This is a genomic window from Actinacidiphila sp. bgisy145 (assembly GCF_057708125.1).
The window spans coordinates 1-21,545 of record NZ_JBYIRL010000036.1 but is presented as its reverse complement, the minus strand read 5'-3'; the positions used below and the strand labels follow the sequence as shown (position 1 = coordinate 21,545).

The window sequence follows — 21,545 nt, the reverse complement described above, 5'->3', positions numbered from 1 at the left end:
CCGGGGACAGGTTTTGCGGGGACTTTCCTTGACGGCATTGGTCCAGTCCAATACCGTCTCGTCCACCCAGCACGCTCGCACAGCGCATCGCCCCCACCCGTCGCGCTACTGACGGAACGTCACCCCCCCAGGGAGCATCTGTGGTTTCCCGACGTTCGTTTCTCGCCGCCGCCGGTGTCACCGGCGCCGCGGCCGCCCTCACGCCGCTGACACCGCTGTCGTCACTGCTTCCGCAGGCGTCCGCCGCCGGCGTCTCGCTGCCGCTGAAGTTGGCGAACAACTCCGGCCAGGGCACCGTCTACGCCTACGTCTCCGGTTCGGACAGCAGCGGTTGGCCGGTCTTCGTCTCGTCGGACGGCACCGCGCACCGCCTGCCGAACCCGTCCTCGACGGTCACCCCGATCGCCGACTACTCCATCGCGCTCGGCGCCTCCGGCTCCTCGGTCACGGTCAACCTCACCGACTACGTCATCGGCGGCCGGGTCTGGTTCTCGATCGGCCAGAAACTCCAGTTCTTCGTCAACCCCGGCACTCCCCCCGGGCTCGTCCAGCCCGCGCTGGTCAGCTCGGACCCGAACTGGAACACCAACTGGACGTTCTGCGAGTTCACCTTCAACAGCGCCAACCTCTACGCCAACATCTCCTACGTCGACATGGTCGCGCTGCCGATCTCCATGGCCAGCACCGGCGCGAGCGGCAACCAGTCGGTCAGCCCGCTGCCCACCGGCGCGCTGGCGTCCATCGCCTCCGGCCTCCAGTCCCAGCACGCCGCCGACGGCGCCCCGTGGGACCACCTGGTGGTCACCGACTCCTCCGGCGGAGTGCTGCGGGTGCTGTCGCCCTCGCACGCGCCGGTCGACTTCGGCGGCTACTGGGACGACTACCTCAACCGGGTGTGGACCCACTACGCGAGCACCCCGCTCACCGTCAACGGCCAGGGCAGCATCGGCTCGTACAGCGGCACCGTCTCCGGCGGCGCGATCGTGTTCTCCGGACTGAATGACAACGGTGTCGCCTTCACCAAGCCCAGCGCCGTGGACATCTTCGGCTGCGCCTCGGGCCCGCTCTACAACTCCGGCGCGGACGCGCGCGGCGCGGTGGCCGCCCGGCTCGCCGCCGCGATCAACCGCAGCAGCCTGCTGGTCTCCGGCGGCAACAACCAGCCCGACGGCGTGAGCGCGTCGCAGTACTACCAGGACTCGGTCACCAACCACTACGCGCGCCTGGTGCACCAGTACGCGAACATCGGCTACGCCTTCCCGTACGACGACGTCGGCCCCACCGGCCAGGCGCCGGTCGACGGCCACATCCAGGACGGCGCCCCCACGTCGTGGACGGTCTCGCTCGGCGCGGGCGCCGGCTCGGGTACGGGCGGCGGCGGTGGTACGGGCACCGGCACCAGCGCCTACAGCACCATCCAGGCGGAGTCGTACTCCGCGCAGAGCGGCACCCAGACCGAGTCCACCACCGACTCCGGCGGCGGGCAGGACGTCGGCTACATCGCCAACGGCGACTGGCTGAAGTTCTCCTCGGTGAACTTCGGCTCCTCCTCGCCGAAGCAGTTCGTGGCCCGGCTGGCGTCCGGCGCGGACGCGGGCGTCAGCGGCGCGATCCAGGTACGGCTGGACAGCACCGGCGGCACCAAGGTCGCCGAGATCGACTTCGCCAACAACGGGGGCTGGCAGAACTGGCAGACCGTGCCCGCCAACGTGGTCGCCTCGGCGACCGGCGTGCACGACGTCTACCTGGTGTTCTCGGGCAGCAGTTCGGACTTCGTCAACATCAACTGGTTCACGTTCACCAGCTGAGCGCTGTCACCGCCGGTCGATGATGTGCGGCCGCCGCCGGGGCAACCGGCGGCGGCCGTAGGCGGCTTCGCAACGTGGCTATGCAACGTGGCTTCGCAACACGTATCGCGCAGCGCTCAGTTGCCGCTGCCGCGCACCATGCGCAGCTCGGCGATCTCCAGTAGACCGTCCAACTCGACCTTGGCGCGCGTCTGGTGGGGGCTGACGCGCAGACCGCTCTCCCGGACGATCGTGAGCAGCCGCTCGGCGAGTGGCAGCACCATGTGCCGGCCCCAGCAGCGTTCCGAGGCCGGGCCGAAGGGCAGGTATCCCGGGTGGGTCTCGCTGTCGAGTCCGTCCCAGCGTTCGGGTGCGAACTCGGCCGGGTCCTCCCACAGTCCGGGGTCCCGGTGGCTGAGCAGCGGCAGCAGCAGGACGTCGTCGTCGGCGCGGATGCGGGGGTCGACCGCGGCGAACTCCGGTGAGGCGACGCGGAGGATGTTCCACGACGGCGGCAGCAGCCGCAGCGCCTCCAGGATGACGTTGCGGTCCGGCACGTCGTCGGCGAACGGCGCCCCGAGCCACAGCGCGTTGGTGACCAGGGCGGAGACGGTGAAGCACACCGGCGCCGCCACCCGCCGGTACAGGTACATCGCGTAGCGCCGGTCGGCGTACGACGTCGAGCCGAGCACCAGCGCGGCCAGCCGCGACAGGGGTACGTCCCGGCGCGGCGGGCGCAGGAACGCGGCGCCCGAGGCGACGGCGGACCAGGTGATCTTCGGGGTGAGTTCGAGGCGCCGGTCGACCAGCACGCGGAAGCGCAGGCTCTCGTCGCCGAAGACGAGGTCCCGCAGGTAGGTGTGGGCGACGTGCGGCCAGGTGCCGCTGAGGTCCGGCACGGGCCCGCGGGTCCGTTGCAGCGCGGCCCGTACGTCGCCGCCGACGGCCTGCATGAAGGCGGCGGCGTCGGTACGGTCGACGAGGCGGCCGCGGACGGGTTTGAACGTCGGGCGCTCGGCGGCGTTCGCGGGCCGGGCGGCGAGGACGCCGTTCATCAGGTCGGGGCCCGCCAGGCCGACGGTGTCGGGCTCCAGGCGGAACAGCGGGCTGCCGAGGTGGCGGTCGAGCAGTGCCTGGATTCTCGGGGCGAACTCCACCGGCCGGGTGCGGCCACCGGCACGTAGTTCGGGCATGCGCGGACTCCCTGGAGGCGGGTTGGCGGGCGGCGGGGCTCTCCGGTCGCCGGCCGGCACGGGCCTGCTCGGACGGGCTGCGGAACGCCGGACCCGGGCCCGTGCAGGCGGGCCCGGGTCCGGCGCGGCCGCCGCCGTCAGACCCAGCCGTACCAGGCGTACGCCTTCAGGCTCTTCTCCGGACGGAACCTCTTGACCAACCGCACCAGCTTCATGGACACCTCCACACAGCGCGCAGACGCGAACGGGCGATTCGGACGTTCGAAGAGAGCCCGCTGCGCTCCGGCATCGATCCCCGGGGCCCAGAAAGCTCACCGCGAAAGGTGAACCCCGGTGGGAACAAAGGTGCTTGCGGGGCTCACGTGGCAAGTATTCCGTGCCCGCGGCCGGTCGAAACGGAATGGGCCGGACCGGGCGGCAGGAGCGCGTGCCGGACCGGGCCCGGGTGTCCGCGACCGGCCGCGGGCGGTACGTCCCGACCGGATACGGTCCGAGAGGGTACGTCCTGGCGGTTCGCTGCCTGCGGAATCGGGTTGTCCGGCGGGCCGCCGTGGGACAGCATGCGGGCATGCCAGCCCTGCTCCGTGACGAAGCCCAGGTCCGCGCCCAGCTGCTCGACGTCCGCTCGTACGCCGTCGCCCTGGACATCACCCGCGGTGCGGACACCTTCCGCAGCACCACCGTGATCCGGTTCGACTGCGCCGAGCCCGGCGCGGCGTCCTTCGTGGACATCGAACCCTCGGTGCTGCTGCGCGCCGAGCTGAACGGCCGCCTGCTCGACCCCGCCACGCTCGACGGCAACCGCCTCCCGCTGCCCGGACTCGCCGCCGCCAACGAGCTGTTGGTCGAGGCCGACCTGCCCTACTCGCACACCGCCGAGGGCCTGCACCGCTTCACCGACCCGGCCGACGGCGAGACGTACGTGTACACCGCCTGCGCGCCCGACCTCGCCCCGAAGGTCTTCGCCTGCTTCGACCAGCCGGACCTGAAGGCGCCCTTCACCTTCACCGTGACCGCCCCCGAGGGGTGGACGGTGATCGGCAACGGCGCCACCACGGCGCTGCCCGACGGCAGGTGGCAGGTCGGCGCGATCGGCCCGATCTCCACCTACCTGACCGCGGTCGTCGCCGGCCCCCTGCACCAGGTGCGCGCCGAACACGACGGCATCCCGCTCGGCCTGTACGCGCGCCGCTCGCTCGCCGCCGAACTCGACCGCGAAGCGCCGGAGTTGTTTGCTCTGATGGGCGCCTCCTTCGACCGCCTGCACCAGCTCTTCGACGTGCGCTACCCCTTCGACGGCGGCTACTACCAGGCGTTCCTGCCCGAGTTGAACTGGGCGGCGATGGAGAGCCCGGGCTGTGTCACCTTCGAGGACAAGATGCTGTTCCGCTCCGCGCCGACCGACGCGCAGCGGGCCCAGCGGGCCATGGTGGTGTGCCACGAGATGGCGCACATGTGGTTCGGCAACCTCGTCACCCTCCGCTGGTGGGACGACGTGTGGCTGAACGAGTCCTTCGCCGAGGTGCTCGGCTACCGGATCGCGGCCGAGGCCACCGGCTACACCAGCTCCTGGACGCTCTTCTCCGCCCGCAAGGGCTGGGGCTACGACGCCGACCAGCGCGCCACCACGCACCCGGTCGCAGCCACCGGCGCCGGTTCCGCCGCCGAGGCGCTCGCCAACTTCGACGGCATCTCGTACGCGAAGGGCGCGGCCGCGCTCCACCAGCTCATGCACCGGCTCGGCGACGAGGCGTTCTTCGCCGGGCTCAACACGTACTTCGCGCGGCACAGTTGGGGCAACGCCGAGCTGGCCGACTTCATCGACGCGCTCGCCGACGCGGCAGGGCCGGAGGTGCCGGGGTGGGCCGACGCATGGCTGCGGACCACCGGCGTGGACATGCTGCGGGTCGAGGTCGAGGTCGAGGTCGAGGTCGGGGCCGCGGCCGAGGTGGGGGCTGCGGCTGGGAGCGGGCCGGAAGCCGATGCGCCGGAAGGAGCCGTCGCCTCGGCCGTCCTGGTCAACGACGGCACCCGCCCGCACCGGCTGCGTCTGGGCGTGTACGAACGGGACGGCGGCGCGCTCGTGGCGCACCGGCGGCTGGACGTGGACGCCGCGCCCGGCAGCCGTACCCCGCTGCCCGAGCTGACCGGCGGCCCGCGCCCGGCCCTGATCCTGCCCAACGACGGCGACCTGACGTGGGCCCGCATCCGGCTCGACGCCCGTTCGGCGCAGACCGTTGCCGCTGAACTGTCATCCATCGAGGACGAGTTGAGCCGCGCGGTGCTGTGGGAGCACCTCCGCGACCTGACCCGCGACGCCGAACTCCCGGCCGCCGCCTACCTCGACCTCGTCGCCGCCCATCTGCCGGCCGAGCGCTCGGACAGCATCGTGACGGGCGTACTCGACTTCACCCGGGGCCACGTCGTCGCCCGTTACCTCGGCCCCGCCGATCGGCCCGCCGCCCGACTGCGGGTCGGCGCCGCCGCCCGCGCCCTGCTGGCCGCACCTGACGCCGGACACGGGCTGCGCATCGCCGCCCTGCACGGCGTGATCGCCCACGCGACGGGGGAGGCACAACTCGCCGAGCTCACCGCCTGGTTGGAAGGCCGCGACCTGCCCGACGGCCTCACCCTGGACACCGACCTGCGCTGGGCCGCGCTGGTCCGGCTCGCCGCGACCGGGACCGTCGACGAGGACCGGATCGCCGCCGAACTCACCGCCGACCCCAGCGACGCCGCCGCACTGGGCGCCGCCCGCGCCCGCGCCGCCCTCCCGGAAGACGCCGCCAAAGCCCGCGCCTGGCAGCAACTGTTCACCCCCGGCGCCCTCACCGGCCCCCTCCTCGCCGCCACCGCCGACGGCTTCTGGCACTCCGGTTCACTCACCACCCAACACGCCTACGCCCAGCGCTACTTCGACGAACTCCCCACCGCCGCCGACCGCGGCCCCGCCGTCACCACCGCCCTCGCCCGCCGCCTCTTCCCCACCACCCCCCACCCCGACACCCTCCGCGCCGCCCACCACCTCCTCACCCGCACCGACCTCCCCCCGTCCCTCCACCGCCACCTCTCCGACAGCCTCGACGACCTCCACCGCACCCTCCTCCACCACCCCTGACCCCCGCGAGGGGCGGGCCTCCCGGCCGGGGGGAGGCCCATCTCTTCCGAAGGGCCGCGAAAGCCGTATGCGGGCGATATGGTCCCCAGTGCGCACGCCGCGGACCGGCGTGATGTACCTGACTGGGGGGTCGCATGTTCGAAATGACCAAGGGCGCCAACGTCGGCATGGCCTCGCTGGGTGAGGACACCGGTTCGGTGGTCGTGAGCCTGTCCTGGAGCAGCGCTGCCGGAGACGGGGACGCGGACGTGTCCGTCCTGCTGCTGGGGGACAACGGGAAAGTCCGCAGCGACGCGGACTTCTTCTTCTACAACAACCCCGCCGCCGAGGACGGCAGTGTGCAGCTCCTCGGCAAGCAGCCGACGGAGAACGGCAGCGAGGACCGCATCAGCCTCGACCTGACCGCCGTTCCCACGGAGGTGGCGCGGATCGTGATCGCCGCGAGCCGCTACGAAGAGGCGCGGTTCGGCGAACTGGACGACCTGCGCGTGGAGTTGGCCGACCGCGTCGGTGAACCGCTGCTCGGCTACTCCATCGCCGGTGCCGGGCCGGAAACGGCGTTCCTGTTTGGGGAGCTCTACCGGCGTGCGGGCGAGTGGAAGTTCCGCGCGATCGGCCAGGGCTACGACTCCGGACTGGCCGGTCTGGCAACGGACTTCGGCATCGACGTCGAGGACGATGCCGCGGCGGACGCCGACCAGCCCGAACCATTGGAGCCATCGCGCGCGATACCGGACCAGGCGGCCGCACCGGAGACGGCCGGGGGAGCCGTGTCGGCGGGAGACGGGCCTGCGACCAAGGAGACCGTGGTCAAGCGGCGCCCGCGCACCGCCAAGAAGAAGGTGACGCTGCCGGCCACGCAGAAGAAGTCGCTTGCGGAGAGCGATGTTTGGCGGCGAGCCCGGCTGTTTCCGGCGTCGTCCCTCAAGAGCGATCGGGAGCGGGAGACGCGGGCGACGTCCCTGCTGCTGTCGGTGATGGCCCAGGTACCTGAGTTCGGCCGCAGGCTGACCGCTGCCTTCGGCGCCCCCGCCGGACGGATGGAGACGTTCACCGAGGTGCAGTTCCCGCACAAGGAGACGCCGCGGCGCCCGGACGGTGTGATCCGGGTCGAACGCGCCGGCAAACTGTGGACCGCCCTTGTCGAGACCAAGACGAACGGCAACCAACTCAAGGCCGACCAGGTCCGGGACTACCTGGACATAGCGGCCCGGCGCGGCTACGAGGCTGTGATCACGCTCTCCAACGACGTGGCCTTGGACGGCAGGCCGCTGGTGGACGCGAAGGTCGACGGCCGCCGTAAGCACAAGGTCGCCCTCTGGCACCTGTCCTGGGCCGAGGTCGTACACCAGGCGCAGATGCTGATCCGCCACGAGGGCGTCGGCGACGCCACCCGCGTCTGGCTCCTCCAGGAACTCCTGCACTACCTGCAGCACGAGAACTCCGGGTGCCACGGCTTCCAGAACATGGGACCCGCCTGGGTTCCCGTACGCAACGGCATCGACGACGAGACGCTCTGCCAGGGTGACGAGCGGGCCGTCGAGGTCGTCGAGAGCTGGGAGCGCCTCATCCGCCAGGTCTGCCTGCGGCTCGGCGGTGAACTCGGGGTGAAAGTGCTCCCCGCGCAGAGCACCCGCCGCGGCGCCGATCCGCAAGCGCGCCGCGCCGCGTCCGCGGACCGGCTGTGCGCGGACGGCCGGCTCTTCGCGGAGATCAGGGTCGACGGCACGGTGGGTGTCCTCAGCGTCACCGCCGACCTGCGCACCGGCCGCCTGCGGACCTCGGTCGACATCCCCGTCCCCGAGCAGGGCTACCCCTTGTCGTGGGTCAAGCGCTTGGTGCGCCAACTCGCCGAGGCACCGGCCGACCTCCACATCGAGACGCTCACCGAGAGCGGAACCGGCGGTCCGCGCGGCACCCTGGAGCGGCTCCGCCCCGAACCCGGCGACCTCCTTCCCAAGGGCGGCTCCGCCATCACCGGTTTCCGGCTCACGCTCATGAGGAGCATGGGCAGCACCCGCGGCAACGCGGAATCGGGCTTCATCCGCAGCGTCGACGAGGCCGTGGACCGCTTCTACACCAGCGTCATCACCTGCCTGGAGCGGCAGCCGGCTGCTCGGAGGCCGCAGCCGGTGGCCTGACCCGGCGCCCGGCTCCCGCCGCTGTTCGCGGCGGGAGCCGCGGTCAGGCCGGGACCCCGTCGGGGCGTTCCGCGGCGGCGCGGTCCGCGTCGTCCGGGTCCTCCGGGTCCTCGTCGTGGTGCTCCTCGACGCTGTGGGAGTTCGTCAGGCTCAGCGAGCCGCCCGCGGCGATCAGGCCGACGGCGACGGCGATCACGCCGTAGGTGATCCGCTCGCCGTGGAAGAAGGACTCGACGAGGCTCCGGCTCCAGGTGCCTGCCGGGAGCTGGGTGGTGACCAGCGCGGCGATGAGGGTGCCGACCACGGCGGTGCCGATGCTGGAGCCGACCTCCTGGGCGGTGTCGTTGAGGGCCGCGCCGATGGACGTGCGGTTGGCCGGCATCGCGTCGACGAGCGCGACCGCGCAGATCGTCATGATGGTGCGCAGCCCCACCGTCATGACCACCATGCAGACGGCGATGACGGCGTACCCGTGGTAGACGCCCCAGGACATCCCGCCCAGCGCCGCCGCGAGGCAGACCGAGCCGACCAGGCAGGCGACGCGGTGGCCGAACCGGCGCGCGAGCCACTCCGACAGGGGGGTGGCGCCGAGCAACGTCACGATGATCGGCAGGTTCGCCAGGCCCGCCCGCACCGGGCTCCACCCGTAGGCGTACTGGAAGTGCAGGATCAGCCCGAACATCACGCTGGCCATCGCGATCGCCATGCCGATCTGCGCTATGGCGGCGCCGCGGACGGTGCCGTTGGAGAACAGCCGCAGGTCGAGCATGGGCTCCTTGCTGCGCCGCTCGTGCCAGACGAACGCGATCCCGGCCACGAGGGCGCCGGCGATCGACCCGACGGTGGCCGCGGACTGCCAGCCGTTGTCGACGCCGCTGGTCAGGGCGTAGCAGGCGAGCCCGATGGTGCTGATGCTCAGAACGGCGCCGGGCAGGTCGAGCGCGTCGCGGGTCAGGCCCTCCGGACGGTCGGCCGGGACGCCGAGCCGGACGCCGATGCACGCGATCAGCGCGATCGGGGCGTTGACGACGAGCAGCCACTCCCACCGCACATGAGCGAGCGCGGTGCCGCCGAGCAGCGGGCCGAGGACGAAGCCGGACATGCCGACGATGATCATCACGGTCATGGCGCGCATCCGCAGCGCCTTGTCGTCGAACAGCCGGAAGACCAGCGAGTTCGTGATGGGGGCCATCGCGGCGGCCGCGACACCGAGCGCGGCCCGCAGCGCGATCAGCTCGCCCGCGGTGGTGACGGCGATCACGCACAGGCTCAGCGCGCCGAACACGGCGAGGCCGACCAGCAGCACCCGGCGGCGGCCGAGCCGGTCGGCCATCGACCCGGCGGTGAGCAGCAGGCCGCCGAAGGTCAGTGAGTACGCGCCGGTGACCCACTGGAGCGCGGTGGTGCCGCTGCCGAGGTCGCGGCCGATGGTGGGCAGCGCGATCGACAGCAGCGTGTTGTCGACCATCTCGACGAAGAAGGCCAGGCAGAGGGCGGCCAGCGGAATCCAGGCCGCCCGCAGGGACGGATAGGTGGCGGATGGCGCGGTCTGGGGAGGCGGGGCGGTGGTCATGGCGGCCCTCCTATCGAACGAGGTTCGGCTATCGAACGGGGTTTGAATATCGAACGGCGTACGATGAGCTAAGATAGAACAACGTTCGATCGAGAGCAAGTCGCGTGGGGATGTGAGCCATGGCAGAGGTGAGGAGCCGCCCGGGGGCAGGGCGCCGGCGTGCGTCGCATTCGATGGAGTCCGTACTCACCGAGGCGGTGGCCCTGCTCGACGAGGCGGGGGAACCCGCGCTGACCTTCCGGGCGCTCGCGCAGCGGCTCGGCGGCGGCGTCGCCAGCATCTACTGGTACGTCGCGAACAAGGAGGAACTGCTCGACCGCGCCACCGACCACGTCATTGGCTCGGTGCTCGCCGACCTCGAGGCGCTCCCCGAGCGCGACGACCCGATCGACGCCCTCCGCGACATGGCGCTGACGCTCTTCGACGCGATCGTGGCCCGGCCCTGGCTGGGCTCGTACTTCATGCGCAATGTCGGCGTCCAGGGCAACTCCCTGCGCCTGTACGAACGGCTCGGCCGGCAGACCCTCCGCCTCGACCTCGACGCCCTCCAGCGCTTCCACGCGGTGTCCGCGGTCATCGGTGTCGTCGTCGGCTCCGCGGTCGACCTCGGGCAGGAGCCGCCCCAGGAGGTCCTCGGCGGCGCCGTGAGCCGTGAGGAGTACCTAGGCCGCTACGCCCAGGCGTGGCGCGAACTCGACCCCGAGGAGTTCCCCTTCGTCCTCGAGATCGTCGACGAGTTCGACGGCCACGACGACGTCGACCAGTTCCGCTCCGCCCTGGAGCTCACCCTCGCCGGCCTCCGCCTCCAGGCCACCACCTGACCGTCCGGGCCCGCCGCGCCGGCATCAGGGCCGACACCCGCGTTCCGACGGCCGGCGTCGGGTCATGCGGCAATGATAGTTAGTAGGTATCATTGGACGCATGCTCTATGCGACGCCGACCCTGACCCCCGACGACGAGCGCGTTCTGGCAGAGGTCGTCGGGATGCGCTCGGAGCTGCGGCACGCGGTGAGCCAGGCGCCGTCGAAGTGGACGCAGGACCTGCGCCGTGCGCTGACGGCCTCGGCGATCGCCGCGTCCAACACGATCGAGGGCTTCCAGGTCGACGTGCGCGACGTCGCCGACCTGATGGACGGTGAACGGGAGGGCATCGACGCCAGCGAGGCCGACAAGGCGGAGACCCTGGCCTATCAGCAGATGATGACCTACATCCAGTCGCTGTACGACGTCGCGGATTTCACCTACAGCAAGGGGCTCCTCAACGCCCTGCACTGGATGCTGCAAGGCCATCACCACAGCCGCCGCAGGCCGGCCGGGCAATGGCGTCCGATGCCCATCTTCATCAGTGCCGCGGGCGATCCGCTCAGCGTCGAGTACGAAGGTCCGCACGAGGACCGCCTGCCCGCACTCGTCGGCGAGCTGGTGGACTGGCTCAACGAGGGCGACCTCGATGTGGACCCCCTGATCCGTGCCGCCATGGCCCACCTCAACCTCGTGAAGATCCACCCGTGGGTCGACGGCAACGGCCGGATGTCGCGCAGCCTGCAAACCCTCGTCATCGCCAGGGAGCATGTTCTGGCACCCGAGTTCTCCTCGGTCGAGGAATGGCTGGGGATGCCCGGGCACACCTGGGACTACTACAAGGTGCTCCGTGACGTCGGCGGCCCCGTGTACTCGCCGGAGCGCGACACAGGGCCGTGGATCTCCTTCAACCTGCGCGCCTATCACGAGCAGGCGCAGCGCGTACGCCATCGCGTGGAACGTTCGACGGATGTGTGGGTCCTGCTCGACGGCTACTCCGCGGCGCTCGGCGTCAGCGAACGGCAGGTCTCCGCGTTGCACGAGGTGGCCATCACCGGGCGGGTGCGCCGCTCGCGCTACGAGAAGAGCGAAGGACTCAACTCCCAGCAGGCCACGCGGGACATGCAGGCCCTCGTCAGGTCGGGAATCCTCGCCGCCGTCGGGCAGACCAAGGGGCGCCACTACGTGGCCGGCGACCGCTTCCCCCCGGACGTCCTCGAGGCCGCCCACCGCCGCCACACGATCCGCGACCCGTACGATCCTCACTGACCGCCGGTGGCCTGGTCCCGTACCCCGGGCGGCGGAGGAGGGTCATGCGCATCGGCATCGTCGGCACCGAGAGCAGCCATGTCGACCACATCGTGCACCACCTCAACGTCGAGGCCCTGGGCGGCGGCGCCCGCGTGGTCGCGCTGAGCGGAGGCGCCTCGGAGCGCAACGAACTCCTGTACGCGAAGGGCGGGTTGGATCGGATCGTCGAGGCGCCTACCGATCTGCTGGGCCTGGTCGACGCCGTGATGGTCGCCGACCGCGACGGCGCCCTGCACCGCGCCCACGCCGTGCCGTTCCTCGAACAGGGCCTGCCGGTCTTCGTGGACAAGCCGCTGGCCTGCGACATCGCGGACGCGGAGGCGATCATCGCCGCCGCCCGCGCCCACGACGCGCCGCTCACCTCGTACTCGGCGCTGCGCGCACTGCCCGACACCGACGCCCTCGCCGCCGAGACCGCGGCCCACGGCGGGGCGGAGGTCGTCGCCGTGTCCGGCCCCGCCGACCCGCAAGGCCCGTACGGCGGTGTCTTCTTCTACGGCATCCACGCCGTCGACACAGCCCTGCGCCTGGCCCCCGGCCCCCTCGGCGACATCCACGTGGCCCGCACCGCCACGACCCTCACCGCGACCACCACCGCCGGCACCACCCGCGTCGTCGTCACCCTCGTACGCCCCACCGAGACCGCGCAGATCCCCTTCCACGCCATGGCCGCCACCCGCACCCACCTCACCCAGCGCACCCTCACCCTCGGCGACCACTACCTCCTGCCGGGCCTGCGCACCTTCCTCCACATGGCCCGAACCCGCCAACCACCCCTGCCCTACGACGCGTTGCTCCGCCCGATCCACCTCCTCCACGAGCTCGCCCGCACCCCCGGCACCCCGACCCCACGGCTGCCGAAATGACACCCCGCGAGGACCGCGCCGCCGGCGCGGTGGTCGGTTCGGCCGTGGGAGACGCGCTGGGCGCGCCGTTCGAGTTCGGCCCGGCGGGCGCCTTCTCGGCCCGCTTCCCCCGCCCCGGTGGCGGCGGGGAGATGTGCGGTGGCGGCGGCTGGGAGCCCGGCGAGGCCACGGACGACACGCAGATGGCGGTGCACGTCGGCGAATCGCTCCTGGAACGGGGCGGGTTGGACCTGCCGGACGTGTTCGCGCGCTTCCGGCGGTGGGCTGCGGCCGACCCGAAGGACATCGGCCTGCAGACCGAGGACGTCCTGACCAACGGCCTGCCCTGGGACAGCGCCGCCGCGGAGCACTTCCGCACCAACCAACGCGCCGCCGGCAACGGCGCGTTGATGCGCGCGGCCACCTCCGCGGTCTACTTCGCCGCACACGGCCGCAGCGCCACGATGGAGGCCGGACGCCGGCTGTCCGCCCTCACGCACGGGGACCCGGCGGCGTGGGAGGGCACCGCGATCCTCCACGAACTGCTGCGCGTCGCGCTGTCCGGCGGCGACCCGCTCACCGCGATCCCCGCCACCCTCGCCGCCGCCCACGACGACCACCGCGACCGCTACGCGACTGTCCTGGCCCCCGACTGGCACCCTTCCCGGGCCTCCGAGTTCAACGGCGCCGTCTGGCCCTGCCTCGGCTCCGCGGTCTGGGCGGTGCGCACCACCACCTCGTACGAGCACGCGGTCCGCGCAGCGATCGACCTCGGCGGCGACACCGACACCGTCGCGGCGGTCACCGGCGCCCTGGCCGGCGCACTCCACGGCATCACCGCCGTCCCCGCCCGCTGGACCACCCCGCTCCACGTCCCCCTCCCGGCAACGCCGACCCCCCACCGAACCCTCCGACTCCCGCACCTCACCCACCTCGCCCACCGCCTGGCGACCGCCTGACGCGACGCTTCCGGGCAGCCGTGTCACCTGACTGCTGCCAGGGTGTTGCCCGTCCGCTGCGGTGGGTCCCGTTGCGGGCCGCAACGGTGTTGCGTGCCGCCAGTCTGGATGCCGTCGGGCCGATCGGCCGGGCAGGGCGTGCGGCGGCACCCGCCGCGGAAAGAGGTCTTCAGTGCGTACACCGTTACTGACCGTCAGAGCGGCGCTGGTCTTCACTCTGGCCGTGCTGGCGGGACTCGGCGCCGGAGTGGTGTCCGCAGTGGGCGGCGTCGAGCCCACCCAGTGTGTTCTGTGCGGAGCAGGGACTTTCGGTGTGGCGGTTCCCTTCTTCGATCGGCTCATCGGCGGTACCGGGCCCGAGTGAGAGGAGCCGACGCCATGCTTGGCATCGGACCAGAACCGCCCGGTGCGGAGACCTGTGGACAGGAGGGCACGGAGGGATGGGCGAATTAAGGCCGCTGGCCGAAGAGTTGGACGACGACTGCCGAGCGTTCGCGCAGGCGCTGCGTACGCTCTTCGCCGGCTTGGGGGTATCGGTGCGTCGGTACGCTGCCCGGCGCTACCGCGACGCGGGGACGGTCTCCCGCTACCTGGGTGGCACGCGGGTGCCGCCCTGGGAGTTCGTGGTCGAACTCTTCGCCGACCTCGCCGCGGATCACGGCGCTCCGGCGACGCCGCTGACCCTGGAACGCGTCCGTGAACTGCACCGCCTCGCGGTCCAGGGCGGTGTCCCCCCGGCGGACGGGGTGCAGGTCCTCCAGCAGCAACTGGCCGACGCCGACCGTGAGGCACGCCGCGCCACCGCGCAGGAGGATGTGCTCGGCGATGCGTTGCTGGACCGCCAGCACCGCATCGCCGACCTCGAAGTGCGTTTCAGTCTGCTGGAGTCGCAGTGGTTGGCCGAACGCACATCGACCCAGCTGCCGCCGGACGGGTCGGGCAGCGTGGACGACCTGCTCGCCGAGCGCCGGCGACTGGAGAGCCAGGTCAGGACACTGGAGACGGAGCTCGAGGAGACCCGGCTGCGGGTCATGCTCGCGGAGTCCCGGTGCGACGTCCTGGAACGGCAACTTGCCATCGCCGAAGGACCGTTGCCCGCACTCGGCACGGTCGAGCAGGCCCCTGCCGCTGTCCTGGACCCCCCGGCCGAGGCGATGTTGCGGAACCCGGCGCGCATCCTGATCGTGGACGACAAGCAGCCCAACCTTCTCGCACTCGAGGCGGTGCTGGCCGGTCTGGGGCACGAGGTCGTGACCGCGGACTCGGGCCAAGCCGCGCTCAAGGCCCTGCTGGACAGCGAAGGGTTCGCCGTCATCCTGCTCGACGTGCAGATGCCGGACATGGACGGCTACGAAACGGCCCTCCACATCAAACGCCGCGCCCGCACCCGCAACATCCCCATCGTCTTCCTGACCGCCATGGACCACGACCCGGCGCACATCTTCCGCGGTTACACCGCGGGCGCCGTCGACTACCTGGTCAAGCCGTTCGATCCCTGGATCATCCGTGCCAAGGTCGAAGCCTTCGTCCAGATGCACCTGGAGGCCCGCGCCACGCCGTGACGACGGCGGGCCGCGCACGGGGGTGCCGTGCGCGGCCCGTTCGCGGCGGGGGCGGTCAGTGCCCGAGGTCGCTCAGGAACTTCTTCGTGTACTCCAGCGCAGTCGTGCTGGGGACGGAGTTGCACGTGGGGGAGGCGTACGTGTACGAGCAGGGCGTGTCCCGGTCCAGCGACCAGTAGTGCAGCCCGGCCAGGCCGTTGCTGACCGCGTACGACGACAGCGTGTCCACGTCCGCGGCGGTGAAGGTCTCGCTGGTGGCGTCGTTCATGCCGATCATCGGGGTGACGGCGATCTTGCTCGCCGGGACCCCGTAGGTGTGCTCCAGGTTCTTCACGGCCTGGATCGCCGACTGCGCCATCTCGCAGGTGCCGCCGGAGACGACGCACACGCTGCTGGAGGCGTTGCCGTAGTCCATGGTCATCAGGTTGATGACGTACTTCTGGAGGTTGGAGGCGAGGACCGCCTTGACGACCGTGTCGCCGAGCGAGTTCACGCCGCCGTAGCCGCCGTCGGACGCGCCCAACGTGGCGAGGGTGAAGGAGAACTGGAGGTTCGGGTACTGCGCCTGCGCGCCGGCCGCCGCGGCGACCAGGTTCTGGATGTCCGACGCGCTCTGGCCGCCTTCGATGTCGAAGTCGATGCCGACCAGGTTGGGGCTGGCGTAGCGGGCGATGAACGACTCCATGCCCGCCGTCGAGCCGCAGGTGAAGCTTCCGGCCGCGCCGCCGGTGGACACGACGTAGTTCAGCCCGGCGGACTTCAGCTGCGGCACGTTCTCGGCGGCCCAGGAGGCACCCGGGACGCCGCCCCAGTTCTCGCTGCCGCAGGCACCGGTGGCGAACGAGACGGTGAGCGCGGGCAGGTTCGGCACGTACTGCGACACCAGGCTGCCGGAGCCCACCACCGGCAGCGCGGACCCGGTCACGGCCGACTGCATCTGGTAGGTGTTCCAGTTCATGTTGATGGTGACGTCCTTGTACGGGCTGAAGAGCAGCCCGCTGGCCGAACCGGTGCCGGTCCCGCCGCTGCCGCCGGTGGAGCCGCCCGTGGACCCGCCGGTGGTCCCGCCCGTGGACCCGCCGGTACACGCGCCGGCCGATGTCCAGGGCTGTCCGCTGCCGGCGCCGCCGTTGCTGGTCGCGGGGTCGTTGCCCTGAGTCCAGTAGTTGGCCGTGTAGTTGGTCCCGTTCTCGCTCGCCTGCTGGCCGGCGGTGTAGACCGTGCTGGAACTCCACGCCGCGGCGCAGGTGGAGGCCGCCTGCGCGGCGGGCGCCGAGGCCATCGCGAAGGCCGCGCCGCCGATGGTCAGCCCGAGTGCCGAGCCGGTGATGAGTGCCTTGCGCAGAACGTGTCTTCCGACGCGCATGGGAATCCTCCAGGAGTGAGGGGCGCTCTTGCGTCGCGGCGCCTCGCCCCGCTGACCCGGTGGGTGGGCGAGGCGGCCGCTTCGCACGTGGGGGTGAACGAAGTGGTCCTGAAACGTCGAGCAGATTGGTCAAGACCAATATGTAGGGGCGGCGCGCGGGCCGGTCAACCCTTCAACAAAGTTGCATAATTACTTTGGCCGGATCGGGCGGCAGCCCGTACGGGGCCGACGGGGGTGGAGACGCGATCTCCACCCCGAGCTCAACCCGTGGGTTGAGGGAACGGAGCCCGCCGCAGCGGATGCTCGATGCCATGACCACCACCGACTGGATCATCGACATCGTCCTCGTGCTCATCGTCTTCCGGCAGATGCGCGAGGAGCGGCTCACCGTCCGGACCGTGCTGCTGCCGCTGGCCATCATCAGCTGGGCGGCGGCCACCTACCTGCACCACATCCCCACCGCCGGCAACGACCTGCTGCTGGCGGGCATCTTCGTCGCCGTGGGCATCGCCTTCGGCCTCGTCGGTGGTCTGCTCACCCGCGTCCGGCTGGCCGACGGCCACGTACGGATACGCGCCTCCGTGGGCGCGGCTGCCCTGTGGGTGGTCAGCATGGGCTTCCGGCTCGGTTTCGCCGTGTGGTCCTCGCACCCCTCCGGCGAGGTCCACGTCGCGCACTTCTCCGCCGCACACGACATCACCAGCGCCCAGGCGTGGGTGGTGGCGCTCATCCTGATGGCGTTCGGCGAGGTCGTGGTCCGGCTGGGCACCATCGTCCTGCGCGGGCAGCTGCTGCTCGGCCGCGCGAAGCGCGACGGAACGGCCGCCTCGGAGCAGCGGCCCCGGCCCGCCGAGTACGTCTGACCGCCGCGGCGGCCACCCCACCCCACCCCACCCTTGCCCGGCCCGGGACTCCGACCCGCGGTCGGGCGCAGCGCACCCGGTGGACGCTCCGCGTCAGATGGCGACGACGGTCAGGGAGCCGTCCAGCCCCTTGAATCCGGCGGCGTCGCGGGTGAACCGGGGGAGGCCCTGGACGGAGGCGATGGCGGGGATCACGAGGTCCGTTCGTCACCTGGCAGCACCATGTGGCCACCGCGTGCCGCTGCTCGCTGCTCGCTGGACGCCGCCACCGCCACCGGCCCGCCTCGTCGGTGGCGTCAAGCCGTGGCGGGAGCCGTCATCCGTCTGACTCGAGGATGCCGAGCAGGAGGTGCGCGAAACGGTCGGGCTCGCGGATGGGCAGTGCGTGGCCGGAGCCGGGAACGTGGACGGTCCGGACCCCCACCTGCTCCCAGACCGCCTGGCTGGCGGCGGCGTCGAAGATCTGGTCGCCGTCGGCGATGACGGCGGTGACCCGCGCGCGTGTCGATGCGCTGAGCTTCGACAGGAAGGGCCGGAAGTCGACGACGTGCCGCAGTACCCCGGCGACCGACTCGGCCGGCGTGGCCTCGGCGATGGTGGCGACGCACTTGATGGCGTCGGCGTCGGCGGAGGTGTCGTCCGCGCGGTTGGCCAGGATGCGGCGGGCGAACGTCGTGCCGTCGTGCGCGGCACCGACAAGGGCCCCGACCGCCTCGGGCGTGATGAGCCCTGCGGCCGGATCGTCCAGCGGTACCGGACCGTTGACGTTGGGCCCGCAGGCCAGGACGGCGGCTTCCGCCGGCCCGAGCCCGCCATGGGTCTGAAGCCAGGACTGGATGACGCCGGCGCCGAAGGACCAGCCGACCAGGATCGGCGAGACGGTCCCGGCCAGCACCGCGTCCAGGTCGCGTGACCAGAGTTCCGCGCCGGCCACCGGACCGTCGGCCGTGAGCAGTTCGGGCGCGAGATCGGTGTCGGAGCGGCCGTGGCCGCGCAGATCGAACGCGAGCAGGCGGTAGCGGTCGGCAAGTTCCGGTACGGACATCACGCCTTCCCACATACGGCTCGAACCGCCGAGGCCGTGGACGAAGACGAGGGGGCGTCCGTCCGCCCGGCCCTTCTCGACGACATTGATGCGAACGCCGTCCTCGGTGGTCACGTCAGGCATTCAGATCTCCGAACACAGGATGAGCGGGGGTGCGACGGCCTGAAGGCCGCGGGACCGGTTCCGGGCCGACCCGCACCGTGGCGTCAGCGGCGAACCACGACAGCAACTCCTCGAGCGCCGAGTCGTCGTGCACCGCACGGTCCGACAGCCTGACGTACCGGTCGATCACGGTGTCGACCGCGGTCTCGATCTCGGTGCCGGTCACTGCGCCGCAGCTCCCTCGGTGGCGGCTGCCGCCTTCGCCAGGATCACCGGATCGAACAGCGTGCCGGGGTGGCGCAGCATGTAGGACACGTTGTTGAACGCTTTTGACACCTCCGGGTCGACGAGGGCGGCACCGACGATCTGTGCCATGGCCAGGCGCTGCTGCCGCACTTCCTCCGGCACCTCGGTCCCGTTCTCGGCGTCGAGGCGGGCAGCGTCTCCGCCCGCGGACACGGCCCAGGCCGCGTCGACGACCACCTGCTGGAGGCGGAAGAACTCGGTGGCCGCCTCGTCGAGGTCGGCGCCGCTGCCGAGGTAGGAGGCCAGGCAGGAGGCGTGCAGCGCGGCGGAACTCATGCCCTGGCCGTAGACCGGGTTGAAGGACGCCACGGCGTCCCCCACGCTGACCAGGCGCGCCGGCAGGCGTTCGGCCTCGGCGAAGTGGCGCCGCCGGCTCTCCGCCTGGTGGTACGTCACCACGTCGCGGGTGACGACGCCGCTGGTGGCGTCGTTGAAGACCGGGGGCAGCGCGGCACAGTGCGCGCGGAACGCGTCGATCGTCCTGCCGGGCCGGTTGTCGCCGTAGCCCATCAGCATGACGAGCCACTGCTGCCCTTCGACCGCGGTCGCCGCGGCGACGGACACCCCGCCCGACGGGTACTGCGGCGTGAACAGTTGCAGCACCGTCGCCACTTCCAACTCCGGGAACTTCGCCCGGCGCTCGAACAGGGCGGTGGCGTAGTTGACCGGGGCTTCCAGCCGTTCCAGCCGGGGCTGGTCGTAACCGTCCTGCCCGAGCCAGTGCGAGAGCCTGCTGGAGCGCCCCATGGCGTCCACGACGAAGTCCGCCGCGAGGACTCCCTCCGCCCGCTCGCCCTGACCGCCGGTTCCGGCCCCGGCGAAGCGCACACCGGTGACGGCGCCGCCGCCGTAGCGCAACCCGGTCGCCTGCGCCCGCAGGACCGAGACGTTGGGCAGGGCGGTGACCCGGTCACGGACGAGGGTCTCCAGCAGCGGACGCCCGATGGCGAGGAACTGGTGGTCCACGCCGTCCGGCGCCTGCCGGGCGTCGTCGTAGCCGACGAACTGCTTGTCCGGTCCGGCCAGCGACGCGCCGCGGTCCCGCGCCTCCTGCGAGACGCCGGGAAGCCACCGCTCGATCCACCGGCGGCCGGCGGGCAGCAGCGTGTGCACCTGCTGGTCCTGGGGCACTCCGGGGCGCGAGTGGGCCTGCGCCGATATGTCGTCGGGCTCGACGATGACGACCTCGCGCGCGTGGTCGGAGAGCACCCGTGCCGCGAGGAGTCCCGCGATGCTCCCGCCCATCACGCACGCGGTGTCGAACAGGACGGGTGCGTCGTGCGGCGGCTCAGCGCCGACGAGGCTCTCGAAAAGAGCCACTGCGGATTCGGACACCGAGAACTCCAGCCGGTGAGTGGAACGGACCTGGACCGGCGGATCAGCGCCCAGGCAGTCGGAACCAGGACCCGCGAGGGTCCGGCGAGACCCGCTCCGTCCCGGGGGAGGGCGGGAAGCGCCTGCTCATGCTCACAAGGCCCGCACGCCGGAGGCCAGTACCGGCCTGCCGAGTGCGTGGTACTTCCGTGCCACCCGAGACGGCGCCGTGCGCCGGGCCTGGGGTGGTGGGCCGGGTGTGGCGGCCGGTGCGGAGTAACGTTGCGCGGGATGAGCACCGAAGTGAGCGTGTCTCCATGGCGGATCGGGGACCCCTCGACGCCTGTGGTCGACATCACCGTGCCGTACGCGAACGAGAACCGGAACCGCGTGCTGCTCGGGGAGTGGCGGCGTCAGGGCGGCGAGCGGGTGCCGGCGCCGCCCATGCGGCTGCCGCGGCACGGCGCGGGGACGTACCGCGCGCGCATCTGGAAGCAGAACCTGCTCGACCTCTTCCTCGAGGACCAGTACAGCGACGCGGTCGCGGGCAGCACCGGGGGCCCGGGCGGGCACCTGGAGGACCGGATCGTGACGAGCGTGACGCTCAGCGGGGAGTGGCGCTTCGCCACGGAGAGCCAGCGGACCACGGCGGCGGCCGGAATGGTGTGCGTGCGCAGGAACGAGGACCCGTGGGACTTCGAGGTCGCCCGCGGCACCCGGGCGATCACCCTGGTCCTCCCCGCGAGCGAGATCCGCTTCCCGGCGAACACGCGGGCGGTCACCGCGGAACAGACCTCACCCGCCGCGGCCCTGCTGCTCGCCCAGCTCCGGCTCTGGACGGAACTGGCGGACGGACTCGGCGCCGCCGCCGGCGGCGCGGCCCGCAACGCCACCCTGGAACTGTTCAGAGGCCTGATGAACGACCAGGTCATCGACGACGCCGAGTTCGCCCCCGCGCTCCTCAGGGCGGCGATGGACCACATCGAGACCCGGCTGCTCGCCGACCCCGACCTCAGTCCCCGCGGGATCGCGGCGGCCCTGAACGTGTCCGTCCGCACCCTCTACCGCGCGTTCGGCCAAGCGGCCACGCCGCCGGTCATGGGATACGTGCGCGAACGCCGCCTCGAACGCGCCAGGGCGGAGCTGGCCTCGACGCGGCTGACCGTGTCCGAGATCGCCGCTCGCTGGCACTTCGCCGACAGCAGCCACTTCGTCAAGGCGTACAGGAAACGATTCGCCGAGCCCCCCACCGCGGCCCG

At 71.8% G+C, this 21,545-nt stretch carries 17 protein-coding genes; 10 read left to right on the top strand and 7 right to left on the bottom strand.

From position 1 onward, the window contains the following. Positions 1–140: 140 nt before the first annotated feature. A complete protein-coding gene (locus AC3ERT_RS27860) occupies positions 141–1,808 on the top strand; it encodes a beta-1,3-glucanase family protein (protein ID WP_435177458.1) in 1,668 nt (555 codons plus the stop codon). Positions 1,809–1,924: 116 nt separating this feature from the next. On the opposite strand, the gene AC3ERT_RS27855 is transcribed toward AC3ERT_RS27860, so the two are convergent. Continuing rightward, positions 1,925–2,980: a cytochrome P450 gene (locus tag AC3ERT_RS27855; protein ID WP_435177456.1), complete on the bottom strand. Its 1,056-nt coding sequence runs from the start codon at positions 2,978–2,980 to the stop codon at positions 1,925–1,927. A 137-nt stretch (positions 2,981–3,117) separates the two neighbouring features. Continuing rightward, positions 3,118–3,207, bottom strand: a complete 90-nt coding sequence (locus AC3ERT_RS27850) for a tryptorubin family RiPP precursor (protein ID WP_335981040.1) — start codon at positions 3,205–3,207, stop codon at positions 3,118–3,120. Between the two features lie 341 nt (positions 3,208–3,548). Here AC3ERT_RS27850 and pepN point away from each other — a divergent pair, with 341 nt between their 5' ends. Both pepN and AC3ERT_RS27840 read left to right on the top strand, forming a co-directional pair. Further along, the gene (gene pepN / locus AC3ERT_RS27845) at positions 3,549–6,098 is read left to right on the top strand and encodes an aminopeptidase N (protein WP_435177454.1); all 2,550 of its coding nucleotides are present in this window, start codon (positions 3,549–3,551) and stop codon (positions 6,096–6,098) included. Between the two features lie 143 nt (positions 6,099–6,241). After that, positions 6,242–8,239: a TerD family protein gene (locus AC3ERT_RS27840; protein ID WP_435177518.1), complete on the top strand. Its 1,998-nt coding sequence runs from the start codon at positions 6,242–6,244 to the stop codon at positions 8,237–8,239. Between the two features lie 43 nt (positions 8,240–8,282). On the opposite strand, the gene AC3ERT_RS27835 is transcribed toward AC3ERT_RS27840, so the two are convergent. Further along, positions 8,283–9,812 carry an MFS transporter gene (locus tag AC3ERT_RS27835; protein WP_435131483.1) on the bottom strand — a complete coding sequence of 510 codons (1,530 nt, stop codon included), beginning with the start codon at positions 9,810–9,812 and terminating at the stop codon, positions 8,283–8,285. A gap of 173 nt (positions 9,813–9,985) precedes the next feature. On the opposite strand from AC3ERT_RS27835, the gene AC3ERT_RS27830 reads away from it, so the two are divergent. The 5 genes from AC3ERT_RS27830 to AC3ERT_RS27810 all read left to right on the top strand — a co-directional run bounded on the left by AC3ERT_RS27830 (position 9,986) and on the right by AC3ERT_RS27810 (position 15,290). Next, positions 9,986–10,633: a TetR/AcrR family transcriptional regulator gene (locus AC3ERT_RS27830; RefSeq protein WP_435131482.1), complete on the top strand. Its 648-nt coding sequence runs from the start codon at positions 9,986–9,988 to the stop codon at positions 10,631–10,633. 100 nt (positions 10,634–10,733) lie between these two features. Next, the gene (locus AC3ERT_RS27825; RefSeq protein ID WP_435177452.1) at positions 10,734–11,882 is read left to right on the top strand and encodes a Fic family protein; all 1,149 of its coding nucleotides are present in this window, start codon (positions 10,734–10,736) and stop codon (positions 11,880–11,882) included. A 44-nt stretch (positions 11,883–11,926) separates the two neighbouring features. After that, entirely contained in the window at positions 11,927–12,790 is an 864-nt protein-coding gene (locus AC3ERT_RS27820; RefSeq protein WP_435177450.1) for a Gfo/Idh/MocA family oxidoreductase, read from the top strand. Then, positions 12,787–13,728, top strand: a complete 942-nt coding sequence (locus tag AC3ERT_RS27815; protein WP_435177448.1) for an ADP-ribosylglycohydrolase family protein — start codon at positions 12,787–12,789, stop codon at positions 13,726–13,728. Before AC3ERT_RS27820 ends, AC3ERT_RS27815 begins: the two co-directional genes overlap by 4 nt. A 440-nt stretch (positions 13,729–14,168) precedes the next feature. Continuing rightward, positions 14,169–15,290 carry a response regulator gene (locus AC3ERT_RS27810; protein WP_435177446.1) on the top strand — a complete coding sequence of 374 codons (1,122 nt, stop codon included), beginning with the start codon at positions 14,169–14,171 and terminating at the stop codon, positions 15,288–15,290. Between the two features lie 55 nt (positions 15,291–15,345). Here AC3ERT_RS27810 and AC3ERT_RS27805 read toward each other — a convergent pair whose 3' ends face one another. Further along, positions 15,346–16,656: a carbohydrate-binding protein gene (locus AC3ERT_RS27805; protein WP_335981030.1), complete on the bottom strand. Its 1,311-nt coding sequence runs from the start codon at positions 16,654–16,656 to the stop codon at positions 15,346–15,348. A 311-nt stretch (positions 16,657–16,967) separates the two neighbouring features. Between AC3ERT_RS27805 and AC3ERT_RS27800 the strand changes: the two genes are divergently transcribed. Then, positions 16,968–17,519: a hypothetical protein gene (locus tag AC3ERT_RS27800; protein WP_435177444.1), complete on the top strand. Its 552-nt coding sequence runs from the start codon at positions 16,968–16,970 to the stop codon at positions 17,517–17,519. 316 nt (positions 17,520–17,835) lie between these two features. Here AC3ERT_RS27800 and AC3ERT_RS27795 read toward each other — a convergent pair whose 3' ends face one another. From AC3ERT_RS27795 to AC3ERT_RS27785, 3 genes are read right to left on the bottom strand one after another with little or no spacing between them, the layout of a single operon-like run. Further along, positions 17,836–18,687 carry an alpha/beta fold hydrolase gene (locus AC3ERT_RS27795; protein WP_435177442.1) on the bottom strand — a complete coding sequence of 284 codons (852 nt, stop codon included), beginning with the start codon at positions 18,685–18,687 and terminating at the stop codon, positions 17,836–17,838. After that, positions 18,680–18,892 carry a hypothetical protein gene (locus AC3ERT_RS27790; protein ID WP_435131477.1) on the bottom strand — a complete coding sequence of 71 codons (213 nt, stop codon included), beginning with the start codon at positions 18,890–18,892 and terminating at the stop codon, positions 18,680–18,682. Before AC3ERT_RS27790 ends, AC3ERT_RS27795 begins: the two co-directional genes overlap by 8 nt. Further along, positions 18,889–20,307, bottom strand: a complete 1,419-nt coding sequence (locus tag AC3ERT_RS27785) for an FAD-dependent oxidoreductase (RefSeq protein ID WP_435177440.1) — start codon at positions 20,305–20,307, stop codon at positions 18,889–18,891. Before AC3ERT_RS27785 ends, AC3ERT_RS27790 begins: the two co-directional genes overlap by 4 nt. Positions 20,308–20,577: 270 nt before the next feature. Here AC3ERT_RS27785 and AC3ERT_RS27780 point away from each other — a divergent pair. Then, positions 20,578–21,545 (top strand): helix-turn-helix domain-containing protein (locus AC3ERT_RS27780; RefSeq protein WP_335981025.1); only part of this gene is annotated, 968 nt, incomplete at its 3' end.